Raw genomic sequence first — 13433 nt, 5'->3', positions numbered from 1 at the left:
CCCGGATCGGATCCGGGGCCTTCGTCATGTGATCGTGTGATCAGTTGGTGCGGGTGATCATGTTGTCGGCACCGTACTTGTAGATGCCGATCGAGGCACCCTGGGGGTCGCCGGCCTCATCGAACGTGATGTCGCCGGAGTAGCCGTCGTAGTCGGCCACGCCGCCGTCGTTGATGATCTTGGCGCACTCGGCGAAGCTGGTGCACTTCTTGCCGTCGCCCGAACCGCCCGAGACCTCCTGCATCTTGGCCGCGATGTCCGCGCCCTCGGTGGAGCCGGCCGCGAGCGAGGCCAGAGCCACGAGGATGACGGCGTCGTACGCCTCTGCCGCGTAGGTGAAGTCCTTGACCTCGGGGTTGCCTTCGCCGGTCCAGTAGTCCTGGAGACGGGTGGTGAAGTCATCCGCGAGAGCAGGACCGGCCTTGGTTCCCTGCGCGCCCTCGAGCGAGACCGGGATCTCCGAGCCGTAGTCGGACAGGTTGCCGTCGACCATGTAGAACTTGTCGGCCGAGATGCCGGCGTTCACCAGCAGCGGCGCGATGGTCTTGAACTGGTCGAACGACACGATCGCGACCGCGTCGGGGTTCTGGGCCTTGATCGACTCGACCTGAGCGTCGAACTGCGCGTCGCCGACGTTGAACGAGACCGACTCGACGACCTCGCCGCCGGTGCCCTCGAACGTCGTCGTGATGGCGTCGTTCAGGCCCGTGCCGTAGGCGTCGTTCTGGTAGATGATGCCGAGGCTCTTGGCGCCGTCCTCGGCGATCAGGTTGCCCAGCACCTCGCCCTGCAGCAGGTCACTGGGTGCGGTGCGGAAGTACAGGCCGCTGTCATCCCACGTGGTGAAGTCGGGAGACGTGTTCGACGCCGAGATCTGAAGGATCCCCGCGCTCACGTTCCCGTCGAGGATGAGCTTGGAGACGCCCGATGCGGCGGCTCCGACGATGGCGGAGACGCCGGCGCCCTGCAGCTTGGTGATCGAGGTCTCGTAGGCCTTGGTGTCGGTGTCGCCCTCGTCCTCGGCCGTCAGGTCGATCGTGACACCGGCAGCGGCCTCGTTGACCTCCTGGACCGCGAGTCCGACGCCGGATTCCATGGGCGGGCCCAGGAATGCCAGCGACCCCGTCTGCGGAAGCAGCGATCCGAGCTTGAGCGTCAGATCGGCTGCGGGCTTGTCGCTGCCACCGCTCTCCGAGCTCGGAGTGCTGCTGCAGCCGGCGATGACGATGGCGGATGCACTGATCAGTGCGATCCCGGCGAAGACCTTCGCTGTGCGCGAGCCCTTCAATGCGTTCATGATGCTCCCTTGCGTAACTGAACGTGGATTGTGACTGAACGTGGATTCTGGCCACAATCGGGTGCTCTAACACTAGGCCGTGAGTCCTGCGCGCAGGGGTTGCAAGTATCTCGGTGCGTTAACGATCCGACACCGGGTTCCCCGACGGATGAGCCTCGGGATCAGGCCGCTTCGACACGCGGAATCCTGCGCCCCCGACGTGCGGCGAGCAGCAGGTCGACGACGAACACCCCGATCGCGATCCACACGATGATGAAGCCCGCCCATCGCTCCGGAGGCATCGGCTCGTGCAGGACGACGACGCCGATGAGGAACTGCATCACGGGGGTGATGAACTGGATCATTCCGATCACGGTGAGGTGGATGCGTCGGGTTCCTGCGGCGAAGAGCAGCAGGGGCACCGCTGTGGCGACGCCGGCGAACGCCAGCAGCAGCGCGTGCGGCCACCCGTTTGCCCCCATCGTGATCCCCGTCGTCTGGGCGACGACGATCAGCTGCACCACGGCGATCGGGATGAGCCAGAAGGACTCCAGCGTCAGACCGCTGACCGCATCGACGGCGGGACCGATCTTCTTCTTGATGAGCCCGTAGACCCCGAAGGACGCCGTCAACGACAGGGCGATCCAGGGGAAATCGCCGTAGGCGACGACGATCACGACGACCGCGATCGCCGCGATCGCGATGGCGGCCCACTGCAACCTGCGGATGCGCTCCTTCAGCACGAAGACGCCCAGCAGCACGGTCGTGATCGGATTGATGAAGTAGCCCAGGCTCGTCTCGACGACGTTCTCGCTGAGGGTTCCGATCAGGAACACCTGCCAGTTGACGTAGATCAGAAGACCGGCCAGGGCCGTCCAGGCCAGCAGCTTCGGCTGTCGGAGGATGACGCCGAATGCCGCCCAGCCGCGCGTGAACGTGAGCAACAGGAGGCAGAACACGAACGACAGCAGCACGCGCCAGGCCACGACCTCCCACGGCCCCGTCGGAACGAGGAGCAGGAAGTAGAGCGGAAGCACTCCCCAGAGGAGGTACGCGGCACCGGCATAGGCCACTCCGGCGGTCTGCGTGGCACGAGTCGTCTCTGGGGGCACCGCACAACCCTACGCCCGCGGCGGCGTCGCGCCCTCGGCCGCCCGGCCGCTGCCGCAGAGTTCGGCAGGAAACCGATGCCCGGTGGCGGACGCAGAAGGGGCCCGGATGCGAAGCACATCCGGGCCCCTTCGAGGACCTTGACCCTGCCCCTCACGAGGGGCGGGAATCAGATTCCGCAGATCAGCGGACGACGACCGCCAGGACGTCGCGAGCCGACAGGACGAGGAACTCGTCTGCGCCGAACTTCACCTCGGTGCCGCCGTACTTGCTGTAGAGCACACGGTCGCCGACGGCGACGTCGAGCGGAACACGGTTGCCGTTGTCGTCGATGCGGCCGGGGCCGACCGCCACGACCTCGCCCTCCTGGGGCTTCTCCTTGGCGGTGTCGGGGATGACCAGGCCACTCGCGGTGGTCTGCTCGGCCTCGACCTGCTTGATGACGATGCGGTCCTCGAGCGGCTTGATGGAAACCGACACGGTCTACCTCTTCTTTCTTGACGCTGACACGAAAGACTTGTTCGCACTCTCAACCCGAGAGTGCTAATCCAGTCTAGGCGCTCGGCTGGCACTCACGCAATGCGAGTGCCAGCGTGCGCGGCGGGCAGTCCCCCCGCACGGACAATTAGGCTGAGCACGTGGAGATGTCCGAGCTGCGCGACCTGCTGACCCCCGCCGGTCTCGAGCTGCTCGACGCGGTCGGGCCCATCGAATCGACCGCCGACGTGGCCCGCACCGTCTCGCGGCTGCGCGCGGCCGGCCACTCCCCCGAGCTCGTCTCCGCCGTCGTCGGACAGGCGCACCTGCGATCCAAGGCTGCGGCGAAGTTCGGGCCCTTCGCCGCACGCATGCTGTTCACCCGCGCCGGGCTCGAGCAGGCGACGAGGCTCGGGGTCGCAGCCCGTCACGCGCAGCGGATCCGGCACGCCGGATTCACCCGCGTCGCCGACCTCGGCTGCGGCATCGGCGGCGACGCGCTCGCCTTCGCCGGAGCGGGACTCGACGTGCACGCCGTCGACGCCGATGAGGTCACCTCGGCCATCGCCGCCTACAACCTGGCGCCCTTCGGCGACAGCGCCGCGGTGGACCACCTCACGGCCGAAGACGCCCTCTCAACGGTGGAAGCGGGAAGCGCGATCTGGATGGACCCGGCTCGACGCACCTCCGGGCACAGCGAGACCCGACGAGTCTCCGCCGACGACTACTCCCCCTCGCTGGACTGGGCGTTCGATGTGGCCGCGAGCCATCCGACCGGCATCAAGCTCGGACCCGCGCACGACCGCGACGCGCTGCCCGCCGACGCCGAAGCGCAGTGGGTGAGCGCCGACGGCAGCGTCGTCGAGCTCGTCGTGTGGAGCGGCGCCCTCGCCCGAGAAGGGGTCCGCCGCGCGGCCCTCGTGATCCGCGACGAGCGCTCGCACGAGCTCACCGCCCCGGCGGACGCCGCCGACGAGCCGGTGCGCGAGCTCGGCGCCTTCCTGCACGAACCCGATGGCGCCGTGATCCGTGCCCGTCTGATCGGCGAGGTCGCCCGAAGCCTCGACGCGGGGATGCTCGACGAGCACATCGCCTACCTGACCTCGGATGCCGCGCTGACGAGCCCTTTCGTGCAGTCCTTCCGCGTGCGGGAGACCCTGCCGGCGAACCCGAAGGCGATCAGCGCCGCCCTCAAGGCGCACGGCATCGGACGCCTGGAGATCAAGAAGCGCGGCGTCGACGTCGATCCCGCGGCCTTCCGCAAGAAGCTGACGCTGCGCGGCGACCAGGAGGCGACGCTGATCCTCGCCCGTATCGGCGATCAGCGCCGCGCGATCCTCGCCGACCGGGTACCCGCGGCGGGCTGATCCGCTCAGCCGTCGGAGTCGCGGCCCGGCGGCTCGACCACGATGGGATCGCCCGGAGGCGCTTCGACCCGCACGGTGTCCTGCGGCGCTCCTGGGGAGGCGGAGGCCTCACCGATGACCAGATACGGCGTCTGCCACCTCGTGAACCGCGCCTCGAGCACCGTCGAGCCGACCTCCGCGCCACCGACGCCGTCGATCCGCGCGTCGATCCCTGACTCCCACGCGTCGCTGGGAGACTCGCACGTCGTCAGGTCACCGGCGTCGATGATGAGGCACTTCTCGACCTCGCCCCGCTCCGAGACGCGGTCGCCGACCCATACCGGCTGCGTCCGGAACGAGCCGACGATCGTGAGGGAGAAGGCGAAACCCTCGTCGGCCAATTCCTCGGCCCGTGCGCGCTCTGCACCGGCGAACTGCGAGGACGGGGTCGACGACATCGACCACCGCTGGAGAGCGACCATCGGCTCCCCCGCTGTCGACACGAGCATCGTTGCGCTCACACCCCCCAGACTCCGGGTATCGTCTTCGGGATCGTCGATCGGAACAGGGAAGGACACGCTCAGGCCACGTCCGATGTCGCCGGTGGGAAGGCAGTTCGACTGCGAACGGTCGCCGATGTCGAGGATCAGGCACACGACGCCGCCATCGTCCTTGGTCGCGTACCAGGCCAACGCATCCTCGTCCTGCGCGACCGCAAGGAGTGATCCGCTGTCGAAGTCGGCGGCGGCGAGCGCATCACGGCGCTCCTGCTGCGCGGCGGACAGGGCGATGCCGTCGGCGCGTGGCGCGAACAGCGCCCCACCGATGCCGACGCCGAGTGCCACCGTCATCACCGCGAGCGCCGACACGCCCACTCGGTACCTCCGCAGGACACGACGAACGGTGCTGAGCGAGCGCCGATTCTCGGTGACGGTCCCGGGCTCCGGAGCGTCGACGACGGCATGCCCGCCAGCGTCGTCGGGGACATCGGCAAGAGCGGGCGACGGCTGCTCGGGCGACGAATCCACACGGGTCTCGACGGCGGGGGGCGTCACCGGAGATCGTCTCGCGTCCTCCAGCTCCCGCAGCCGCCTGGTCTCGGCATCCGTGAGGATGCCGTCACGACCATAGGCCCGGCGCTGGAGCGCCCGCAGCTCGTCAGCGTCCGTCTCCGCCTGCACCGTCGGCACCCCCCTCACGTGTGATCATGAGCGAGGAGCTCCCGTCACTCCAGGTCGGAACCTCCAGGCGGACGACCTCGCCGCTCTCCTCATCGACCACGTTCAGCACCAGCGTGGCGCTCTGTTCCTGCAGAGTGAGCGCATCGGCGCAGACCCGAGGGAACAGGTCATCCGAGCCGTCGTAGATCAGACAGGTCTGAAACGACTCGAGCGCCATACCCGTCCACACCGGCACCTCACCGTCGTAGCCGATGACCCAGAGCGAGTTGATCTCGAACCCTTGCGCCGCGATCCGCTTCGCCTTCTCCGCCTCACCGGCGTTCGCATATGTCACACCGTTGGTGGTGCCGGGTCCATACTCCGCCGTGTAGGTGGATACGGCGGGTTCGCCGGACGCGGTGAACATCATCTGCACGTTGAGCTCGCGCCTGATGTCGTCCTTCGACTCCACTGTGACCGCCCCGAAGAGCCCCGAGCCCTCGACGGTCTCCGTGCGCTCGCAGGTGGGCAGTGCCGACGCGGAGGTCGCCACGAGCAGGCAGGTGATCGCGCCGTCGTCCTTGGTCGCCGCTGAGATGACCGCCCCCTGCTCGACGGCGAGGGCGCGCACCGATCCCGGGTCGTAGCGCCCTCCGGCGATCAGCGCGCTCTGCCATTCCTGCTGCTGCGCGCTCAGGGCGACCGGGGTCGCAGCCGACCGGCCGAACAGCAGCCAGCCCACGCCGACCCCGACGACGAGCAAAGCCGCGACGGCGAGCACGGCGGGCCGCCAATGCGCGCGCCATAGGGATCGCGCGGACTCCCCGGTCCCCGGTGAGCCCTCTGCGACAGGCGACGGATGCCCCTCCGCCGCGTCGGGTGCCGCGGCCTCGACGCCCTGATCCCCTGCCTCAGCGCTCGCGGAACCAGCGTCGTCCGACGACTCCCCGCGGTCGGGAGGCGACACGGTATCGGCGGTCGGGGCGACGTCGAGCCCCACGGGTTCGACACCCGGCGCGACACGGCGCTCCTCCAGCGCGCGCAGTCGCACGGCGTCGGCATCGGTGAGCGACGCCTCGCGGCCGTAGGCCCGCGCCTGCAGGGAGCGCAGCTCCTCGAGCTCGTCCGCGTCCAGCATCGGCTCAGCCGAGCCTCTCGAACTGCATGCCGGCCCACACCAGCCAGCCCAGGCTGTAGACCGTCGCGCAGAGTCCGAGAACGAGCGCCCAGCGCGCGATCGCGCGACTCTCGACAGGGCGACGCAGAGACATGATCGCCGCGACGACCGCGACCACGGCGACCGGGATGCCCCAGCCGACGAAGAACGACGCCCCGAGCGCGACGATCGCCGCCAGTAGCGCCCACGGCGCCAATCGGGTGTCGTCGACCGGCATGGATCCCGTCGACGGCTCCCACTCCGTGTCGTCGGGAGCATCGATGTCGGGACCGGTCGCGACGACCGGCTCGATGCCGACCGGACCCGTCGGCAGCCTGGTGTATCCGTCTCGGCGGGAACCGGGAAGACGGGCGGACCCTGCGGGGTGCTCGACCTCGTCGCTGGGGCCTTCGATACGCGCCGCCGGCGTCGCCGAGGACCGCGCCTCGGGAGTACCGGGGACGTCACTCATACCGACACCGCCTCCGCGATCTGGATCTCGGTCACGGGCAGCGTCGAGTCCGCGCCGAATGCGAGAGTGGAGGGGCGCCGGCCGGAGGAGATCAGCTCGGACGCGAGGGCGGCGATCATCGCGCCGTTGTCGGTGCACAGCGACAACGGCGGGATGCGCACCGTGACGCCTGCGGCCTCGGCGCGCTCCAGAGCGACCTCGCGCAGACGCCGGTTCGCGATCACTCCCCCGCCGAGCAGCAGCCGCGGCACACCGAGGTCGGCGCAGGCGGCGAGCGCCTTCGTGACCAGAACGTCGACGACCGCCTCGCGGAAGCTCGCGGCGACGTCGGCGAGGGGAACCTCGACCCCCTCGGCTTCGCAGCGCTCGACCCAGCGGGCCACGGCCGTCTTCAGCCCCGAGAACGAGAAGTCGTAGCGGTGCTTCGCCAGGTCGGAGGCACGGGACAGGCCACGGGGGAACCGGATCGCCTCCGGGTCGCCGTCGGCGGCTGCACGGTCGATCTCCGGACCACCCGGGTACGGCAAGGACAGGAGGCGGGCGACCTTGTCGAAGGCCTCTCCCGCGGCGTCGTCCATCGTCTCCCCCAGCAGCTCGACGTCGGTGGTGAGGTCGCGCACATGCAGCAGCGAGGTGTGACCGCCGGATACGAGCAGGGCGATCGTGGGGTACTCGAGCGGAGCGGAGTCGGCGGTGAGGATGTCGGCGGCGATGTGGCCGACGAGGTGGTTCACGGCGTAGAGGGGCTTGTCGATCGAGACGGCGAGGCCCTTCGCCGCACCGACGCCGACCATCAGCGCACCGGCGAGTCCTGGGCCGCTCGTCACGGCGACGGCATCGAGATCATCCAGGCCCACTCCCGCCTCGGCGAGGGCGGCATCGATCGCGGGCTGCAGTGCCTCCAGGTGCGCCCTGGCGGCGACCTCCGGTACGACCCCGCCGTACCTGGCGTGCTCGTCCATGCTCGACGCGATGGTGTTCGACAGCAGGGTGCGTCCGCGCACGATGCCGATGCCCGTCTCGTCGCAACTCGTCTCGATGCCGAGAACCAACGGTTCGCTCATGCCTTCGCCTCCTCGGTGGCGGTGACGGGCACCGTGCGACGGCGCAGATCCAGACGCATCACGATCGCGTCGACGTCGTCGGGCTGATAGTAGTGGGGACGGCGGGCGATCTCCTCGAATCCCTCGGCGAGGTAGAGTCCCTCGGCCGAAGGGTTGTCGGCTCGCACCTCGAGGAACACCTCGCGTGCACCGCGCGCTGCGGCCGCCGCGAGCAGCGCACGCAGCAGGATCCTGCCCCGTCCCTGGCCCCGGTGCTCGGCGAGCAGGGCGATGGTCTGGATGTCGGCGTCGGCGCTGCCGTGGAGGGCCCGCACTCCGCCGTATCCGATCACCGCGCCGTCGTGCTCGTCGACGAGGTAGCGGCCATGCGGGCTCGCGAGCTCGGCGGCCATGGTCTCCGCGCTCCAGGCGTCTGTCGGGAAGGACCGGTTCTCGATCGCCATGATCGCGTCGAGGTCGTCGACCGTCGCGTCGCGAAGGGTCATGTCCCCACCTTCTTCGGCGCACCGGGAAGCGTCACATCGGGGTGACGCATGTAGAGGGGCTCCTCGCCGGCGAGCGTACGACCAGCGGCGAGCGCGCGGGCCCCGACCCGCGCGAGATCCGATGCGGAGAGCGTCGTCACATCGATGCGCCGGATGCCGTCGAGGTGCGCGTCGGCGTCGGCGGCCCGCACGAGCACGGTGTCGGCGACGACGACCGGGATACCGTCGTCGTCGAGACCGTCGAACACGGTGATGGCGACCTCGCGCCGACGGGCGTCGGTGACGATCGCGAAGGGAGCGGTCTCGTTCTCCAGCACCGTCAGAGCCGCGGCGAAGTGGCTGGGGACGGGGACGACGGGCAGGCCGCGTCCGAGTGCGAAGGCACGCGCCGCGGCGATGCCGATACGCAACCCGGTGAAGGGGCCGGGCCCCATGCCGGCGACGACGTGGGTGATCTTCGCGTCACCCGCCTCGCGGAGCACATCGACGAGGAGGTCGCCGATGACCTCGGCGTGGCCGAGAGGGTCGACGGCACCGGCTTCGGCGCGTCGCTCCCCGTCGGCATCGATGAGGGCGACAGCCGTGCCCAGGGAAGTGTCGACGGCAAGGATCACGACTCCAGATTAGCCGCCGTCCCGCGAGGGAGCTCCCCGCAGGCGCCGGAGGCCCCGGGCTCAGCCGAGCGGAGCGCGCAGCGGGTAGTCCTGATCCTCGAGGATCACCTGCGAGGCGGCTCCCGTCGTCTGGTTCACGATCACGGGGGCGAGGAGGTTCACGCTCACGCCCTCGGCGGACGGATGGGCGACGACGAGGATCAGCGCGTCATCCGGCGATGCGAGCGCCAGTCCGTCTGCCTGCTCGTCGGTGAGGGTCGGCGCGTACGCGCTCAGCACCGTTCGAGGATCCACCAGATACAGACGCAGCTCGGCGTCGTCCACGGCCCGCAGCGAGAACAGCCCGTCGGCACCGTCGACGGGGGTCAGGGCGAAATCGACGTGGGGTGCGAGTCCGGGCGGCGGGGCGAGGAAGGTCAGTGCGGCGGTCATCGGAGGAAGTCCATGAGCGAGGGCTGGAGCACGCGCGCATTCACCGCGAGCGCGGAGCGGTACACGAGCTCCTGCGCCTGCAGGCGCACGAGCACCTCGATCGAATCGACGTCCTCCACCGCCGTCCTGCGGGACTCGAGGGACACGGAATTGTGCACTGCCGCCTCCTTGGCGCGTTCGATCTGCGACTGTCTGGTTCCCACCGAGCCCTGCACGCCGAGCATGGCCGTGCGGCGATTGTCGATCTCTCCCAGACGGGGGCCGACGTTCGTGCCGGAGCGGAGGTCGGCGACGATCTTGTCCACGAGCGCGAAGACCGAGTCGTCTCCGGTGCCGAAGACCGCGGCGCCGTCGGTGTCGACACGGACGGATGCCGCATCGGAGACACGGCGGGTGACCTCGGCTCCCGGCACGCCGCTGTGGCTGTAGTCCGCGGCGAACGCCGCCGTGTCGGACGTGCCGGCGAACACGGAGCGGCCGAGCAGCCGGGTGTTCGCCTGGGCGAGGAGCTCCTTGCCGATGCCTTCGAGCTCGACCGCCAGGGCCTCCTTGGCGGTGGCGTCGAGAGCGCCGTCGTTCGCGCCCTGGGCGGTCAGGTCGCGAATCCGCCCCAGCAGGGCCGTGCTCGCGGTGATCGCGGTGTCGGCCGCGGTGACCCAGGCCAGACCGTCGTCGATGTTGCGGGCGTACTGCTCGGTGCGACGCTGCTCGGCATGCAGCGCGAGGGCCGCGGCGGCCGCTGCGGGGTCGTCCGACGGAGCGGCGAACGCACGCTGAGATGTCGCCTGCTCCTGCAGACGCGCCAGCTCGGAGAGGTTGGACTGCAGCTGGCGCATGGCCGTCTGCGTCATCGCGGACGAGGTCACTCGAGAGATCATGAGGCTCCTTCGCTCAGCGTCCGACGAGACCCGTGCGGTTGATGAGAACGTCGAGCGCCTCATCCACCGCGGTCATCACTCGGGCTGCGGCCTGGTAGGCGGTCTGGTAGGTGAGCAGGCTGATCGTCTCCTCGTCGCCGTCGACGGCGGCGACCGACTGCTGTGCACCGACGGCAGCGACCGCTGCGGAATCGGAGAGCTTCGCGCGCTGCACATCGGCCGCGGTCGCGACCCCGAACCGGGTGACCTGATCGGACCAGAGCGCATCGGGAGAGCCTGCACGCCGGCCGATCTGGGAGATCAGGTCGGCATTCGTCGCATCCAGCGGTCCCGCCCCCGGTGCGGCGAGTGCGAGCTCGGCCGCCGTGGCGACGGCGACCTGGAGACCGAGGGCTGCCGACCCGGTGACCGGGACGGTGAAGAAGTCCCCGCCGGCCTGGCCCGTGGAGGTCACACCCGCGCGGTGCTGGGTGTTCATCGCCTCGGCGAGCGCCGTCGCCACCCTGTCGTAGGTCGCCGCGAGTCCCGCGAGCATACCGCCGTCGGCTGCCGGCGCGAGCACCGAGAGCGAAGCGCCGAGCTCACCGCCGTCGATCGAGACGGGAAGATCGGGCGCGGATGCCCAGGAGAGGCTGAAGCGCTGGCCCGAGTCGATAGACGCCGGCCCCGTGAGCACGAGATGACGGGAATCGGAACCGGAGACCAGTGCGTTGCCGCCGAGGCGGACGGTCATGGTGCCGTCGCTCTCGATCGTCGCCGCCGCGCCCGACATCCTGGCGACGTTCTGCGCGAGGACGCTGCGCTGGTCCATCAGCTCGTTCGCCGAGCGGCCGGAGGCGAGGGCGTCGCGGATCTCGTCGTTGAGCACCGCGATCTGGTCGGCTGTCGCATTCACCTGCGAGACCGTGCGGTCGGCGGAGTCACGCGCGTTGGTCCACTGCGTGGCGACGTTGCGGTATCCGCCGGCGATGTGGGAGGCGAGCTCCTTCGCCGATTCCAGGATGCTCGATGCCGCGGCCCCCGAATCCGGGGTGTTCGCGAGATCCTGCCAGCCGGACCAGAACTTCGACAGCCGGGCTGCGAGCCCGTTCGCGGTGGGCTCGGCCAGCGATGCCTCGACGGTGGTCGCCGCGACCGCCCTGGTGGACCAGTAGCCCGAGGCGCCGAGGGCGTCGCGCACCCTGGCATCGAGCAGCGCGTCACCGAGTCGCGCGACGCCGTCGATCGAGACGCCGTGCCCGGGCAGGGCGCCGACGCTGAACCGCCCGGTCTGGGCGATCGCGGCGACCGCCGAGGTCGTCACGCGCTGCCGCGTGTACCCCTCGGTCTTCTGGTTGGCGATGTTCTGCCCGACCACGTCCATCCCGCGCCGCGCGGCGGCCAGGGCGCTGGCCGCCGTGTTCAGCCCACTGAAGGTCGACATGATCCCCTCTCGGTCACATCTCGGTGTCGATGATGCGCGCGGCGTCGTCGCGGGCGCGGTCACCCTTGGTCGTGTACTCGCCGGTGTCGTGCCCGAGTGCGGCGATCGTCTCCTGCGTGGCGCGGAGCACTCCGCTGAGCTGCTCCGCGTTGGCGTCGCGCATCTGCTCGACCTCGGCGGCGAGCTTGGTGAGCGCACGCAGATGGTCGGCGAAGACCTCCTGCCATGCCCCTTCGGGCGCGTGCTCGATCAGTTCGCGAATGGTCGAGGCCTCGGGAGCCCCCCACTCCTCCGCGACGGTTGCGACCTCGACGGTGCGGGCGAGTCCCGCGCCGCGCAGCCTGTCGAGGACCTGATCGATCTCCCGCGCGGCAAACTGGATCCATTGGGATCGGCCGGCGGCGAGAAGCAGCTGCTGCTCGTCGAGCTTGAACAGCAGCATCTCGAGCAGTTCACGCTCGCGCCACAGCTGTATCGATAGTTCGTTGGCTCCCATGATCCCCTTTTCCCCAGTGATCGCCACGCCTGGCAACGCGGCCAAAGGTCACTATCGGCCAGCGCTCGCCTAACGTTACTATGTGGAACGGCGATGGGCAGTTCTCCCCATGTACAGATCACAATAAGTGTGATATATGCATCTGTCCTTCTCCTTGGAACTTCCGGAGTGCATCCAGAGAGGTGGATCATCCCCCATGTCGTCGCGCGCTGAGCGCAATCTGCTCATCGAGAGCAACCTCCCTCTGGTCGGATACCTCGCCGCCGAGACCCACTCCCGAGCCACCCACATCCCCCGCGACGAACTCGCCGCCGTCGGAGCCCTCGCGCTCGTGACCGCCGCCGAAGCCTTCGACCCCGAACTCGGTGTGCCCTTCGGCGCCTACGCCCGTCGCCGCATCCTCGGGGCGTTCGCCGACGAGATGCGCTCGATGGACTGGGCGTCGCGCGGCATCCGCAAGCGCATCAAGGAGACCGTCGCCGTGCGCGACGCCCTGACCGCAGGCTTCGGCAGGACGGCGACGGCCGCCGAGGTCGCCACGGCGATGGGTGTGCCGAAGGACGTCGTGATCGAAGCGCTCGGCGATGCCGCCAGGACCCTGACGACGCTCGATGAGCCTTCGGCACGTGATGTCGCCGCGGAGATCCCCCTCCCCGAGGAATCGGCACTGGTCGGCGAACGGCGCGAAGTGCTCGAACAGGCCGTCGCCGCCCTTCCCGAGCGCATGCGCCGCATCGTGCTGGCCGTCTACTTCGACGAACGCCCCGTCAAGGAGATCGCCGAGGAGCTGGGGGTGACGCACTCCGCGGTGTCGCAGCAGCGTTCGGAGGCGATCCGACTCCTGCGCGACGCCCTGGATCGATACTTCGCCGAGGGCTCGACACCGGCTGCCACGACCCGGGTCTCCCTCGCCGCCCGCGAGGCGTACTTCACCCGGATCGCCGAGGGCGCCGGTTCCCGGATCGCCGGCGCCTTCCGCGAATCGGCCGCCGTCTGAACCGATTCCCCGCGCGAACGGCTAACGCGAGCGCACTCTCCGCCGAT

15 protein-coding genes are annotated in these 13433 nt (G+C 69.6%); 2 read left to right on the top strand and 13 right to left on the bottom strand.

The annotated features are described in order from the left end of the window. Nucleotides 1-40: 40 nt before the first annotated feature. The 3 genes from ASD13_RS14135 to groES form a co-directional block, all read right to left on the bottom strand. Nucleotides 41-1297 (bottom strand): ABC transporter substrate-binding protein, encoded by a 1257-nt coding sequence (locus ASD13_RS14135; protein WP_055870392.1) that lies wholly within the window; start codon nucleotides 1295-1297, stop codon nucleotides 41-43. A 161-nt stretch (nucleotides 1298-1458) separates the two neighbouring features. Further along, nucleotides 1459-2388, bottom strand: coding sequence for an EamA family transporter RarD (gene rarD / locus ASD13_RS14130; RefSeq protein ID WP_055870391.1), 930 nt, complete (start codon nucleotides 2386-2388; stop codon nucleotides 1459-1461). Nucleotides 2389-2569: 181 nt separating this feature from the next. Continuing rightward, entirely contained in the window at nucleotides 2570-2866 is a 297-nt protein-coding gene (groES, locus tag ASD13_RS14125) for a co-chaperone GroES (RefSeq protein WP_017203655.1), read from the bottom strand. 158 nt (nucleotides 2867-3024) lie between these two features. Here groES and ASD13_RS14120 point away from each other — a divergent pair, with 158 nt between their 5' ends. Continuing rightward, nucleotides 3025-4230 (top strand): class I SAM-dependent methyltransferase, encoded by a 1206-nt coding sequence (locus ASD13_RS14120; protein WP_055870388.1) that lies wholly within the window; start codon nucleotides 3025-3027, stop codon nucleotides 4228-4230. Between the two features lie 5 nt (nucleotides 4231-4235). Here the strand turns inward: ASD13_RS14120 and ASD13_RS14115 are convergent, their stop codons facing one another. The 10 genes from ASD13_RS14115 to flgN are packed head-to-tail and all read right to left on the bottom strand — an operon-like array spanning nucleotide 4236 to nucleotide 12389. Continuing rightward, nucleotides 4236-5408 (bottom strand): hypothetical protein, encoded by a 1173-nt coding sequence (locus ASD13_RS14115; RefSeq protein ID WP_157535645.1) that lies wholly within the window; start codon nucleotides 5406-5408, stop codon nucleotides 4236-4238. Further along, a complete protein-coding gene (locus ASD13_RS14110; RefSeq protein WP_055870382.1) occupies nucleotides 5368-6507 on the bottom strand; it encodes a hypothetical protein in 1140 nt (379 codons plus the stop codon). Before ASD13_RS14110 ends, ASD13_RS14115 begins: the two co-directional genes overlap by 41 nt. Nucleotides 6508-6511: 4 nt before the next feature. Then, the gene (locus ASD13_RS14105) at nucleotides 6512-6997 is read right to left on the bottom strand and encodes a hypothetical protein (RefSeq protein ID WP_055870379.1); all 486 of its coding nucleotides are present in this window, start codon (nucleotides 6995-6997) and stop codon (nucleotides 6512-6514) included. Next, entirely contained in the window at nucleotides 6994-8061 is a 1068-nt protein-coding gene (gene tsaD, locus ASD13_RS14100; RefSeq protein WP_055870376.1) for a tRNA (adenosine(37)-N6)-threonylcarbamoyltransferase complex transferase subunit TsaD, read from the bottom strand. The genes ASD13_RS14105 and tsaD overlap by 4 nt, the downstream gene beginning before the upstream one ends. Next, on the bottom strand, nucleotides 8058-8546 hold the full coding sequence (gene rimI / locus ASD13_RS14095; protein WP_055870373.1) for a ribosomal protein S18-alanine N-acetyltransferase: 489 nt from the start codon (nucleotides 8544-8546) through the stop codon (nucleotides 8058-8060). Before rimI ends, tsaD begins: the two co-directional genes overlap by 4 nt. Further along, nucleotides 8543-9160 (bottom strand): tRNA (adenosine(37)-N6)-threonylcarbamoyltransferase complex dimerization subunit type 1 TsaB, encoded by a 618-nt coding sequence (gene tsaB / locus ASD13_RS14090; RefSeq protein ID WP_055870372.1) that lies wholly within the window; start codon nucleotides 9158-9160, stop codon nucleotides 8543-8545. The genes rimI and tsaB overlap by 4 nt, the downstream gene beginning before the upstream one ends. Nucleotides 9161-9220: 60 nt before the next feature. Continuing rightward, nucleotides 9221-9592, bottom strand: a complete 372-nt coding sequence (locus ASD13_RS14085) for a flagellar assembly protein FliW (protein ID WP_055870369.1) — start codon at nucleotides 9590-9592, stop codon at nucleotides 9221-9223. Continuing rightward, nucleotides 9589-10470 (bottom strand): flagellin N-terminal helical domain-containing protein, encoded by an 882-nt coding sequence (locus ASD13_RS14080; protein WP_055870367.1) that lies wholly within the window; start codon nucleotides 10468-10470, stop codon nucleotides 9589-9591. Before ASD13_RS14080 ends, ASD13_RS14085 begins: the two co-directional genes overlap by 4 nt. Nucleotides 10471-10483: 13 nt before the next feature. After that, nucleotides 10484-11893 (bottom strand): flagellar hook-associated protein FlgK, encoded by a 1410-nt coding sequence (gene flgK, locus ASD13_RS14075; RefSeq protein ID WP_055870364.1) that lies wholly within the window; start codon nucleotides 11891-11893, stop codon nucleotides 10484-10486. A gap of 13 nt (nucleotides 11894-11906) precedes the next feature. After that, nucleotides 11907-12389: a flagellar export chaperone FlgN gene (gene flgN / locus ASD13_RS14070; protein WP_055870359.1), complete on the bottom strand. Its 483-nt coding sequence runs from the start codon at nucleotides 12387-12389 to the stop codon at nucleotides 11907-11909. A gap of 196 nt (nucleotides 12390-12585) precedes the next feature. On the opposite strand from flgN, the gene ASD13_RS14065 reads away from it, so the two are divergent. After that, on the top strand, nucleotides 12586-13386 hold the full coding sequence (locus tag ASD13_RS14065) for a sigma-70 family RNA polymerase sigma factor (RefSeq protein ID WP_055870352.1): 801 nt from the start codon (nucleotides 12586-12588) through the stop codon (nucleotides 13384-13386). The last annotated feature ends 47 nt before the right edge of the window (nucleotides 13387-13433 follow it).

Origin of the sequence: Microbacterium sp. Root1433D1 (assembly GCF_001426835.1) — a bacterium.
GTDB lineage: Bacteria > Actinomycetota > Actinomycetes > Actinomycetales > Microbacteriaceae > Microbacterium > Microbacterium maritypicum.
Note: the sequence above shows the minus strand (reverse complement) of the source record. Positions and strands in the feature narration are given on the sequence as shown.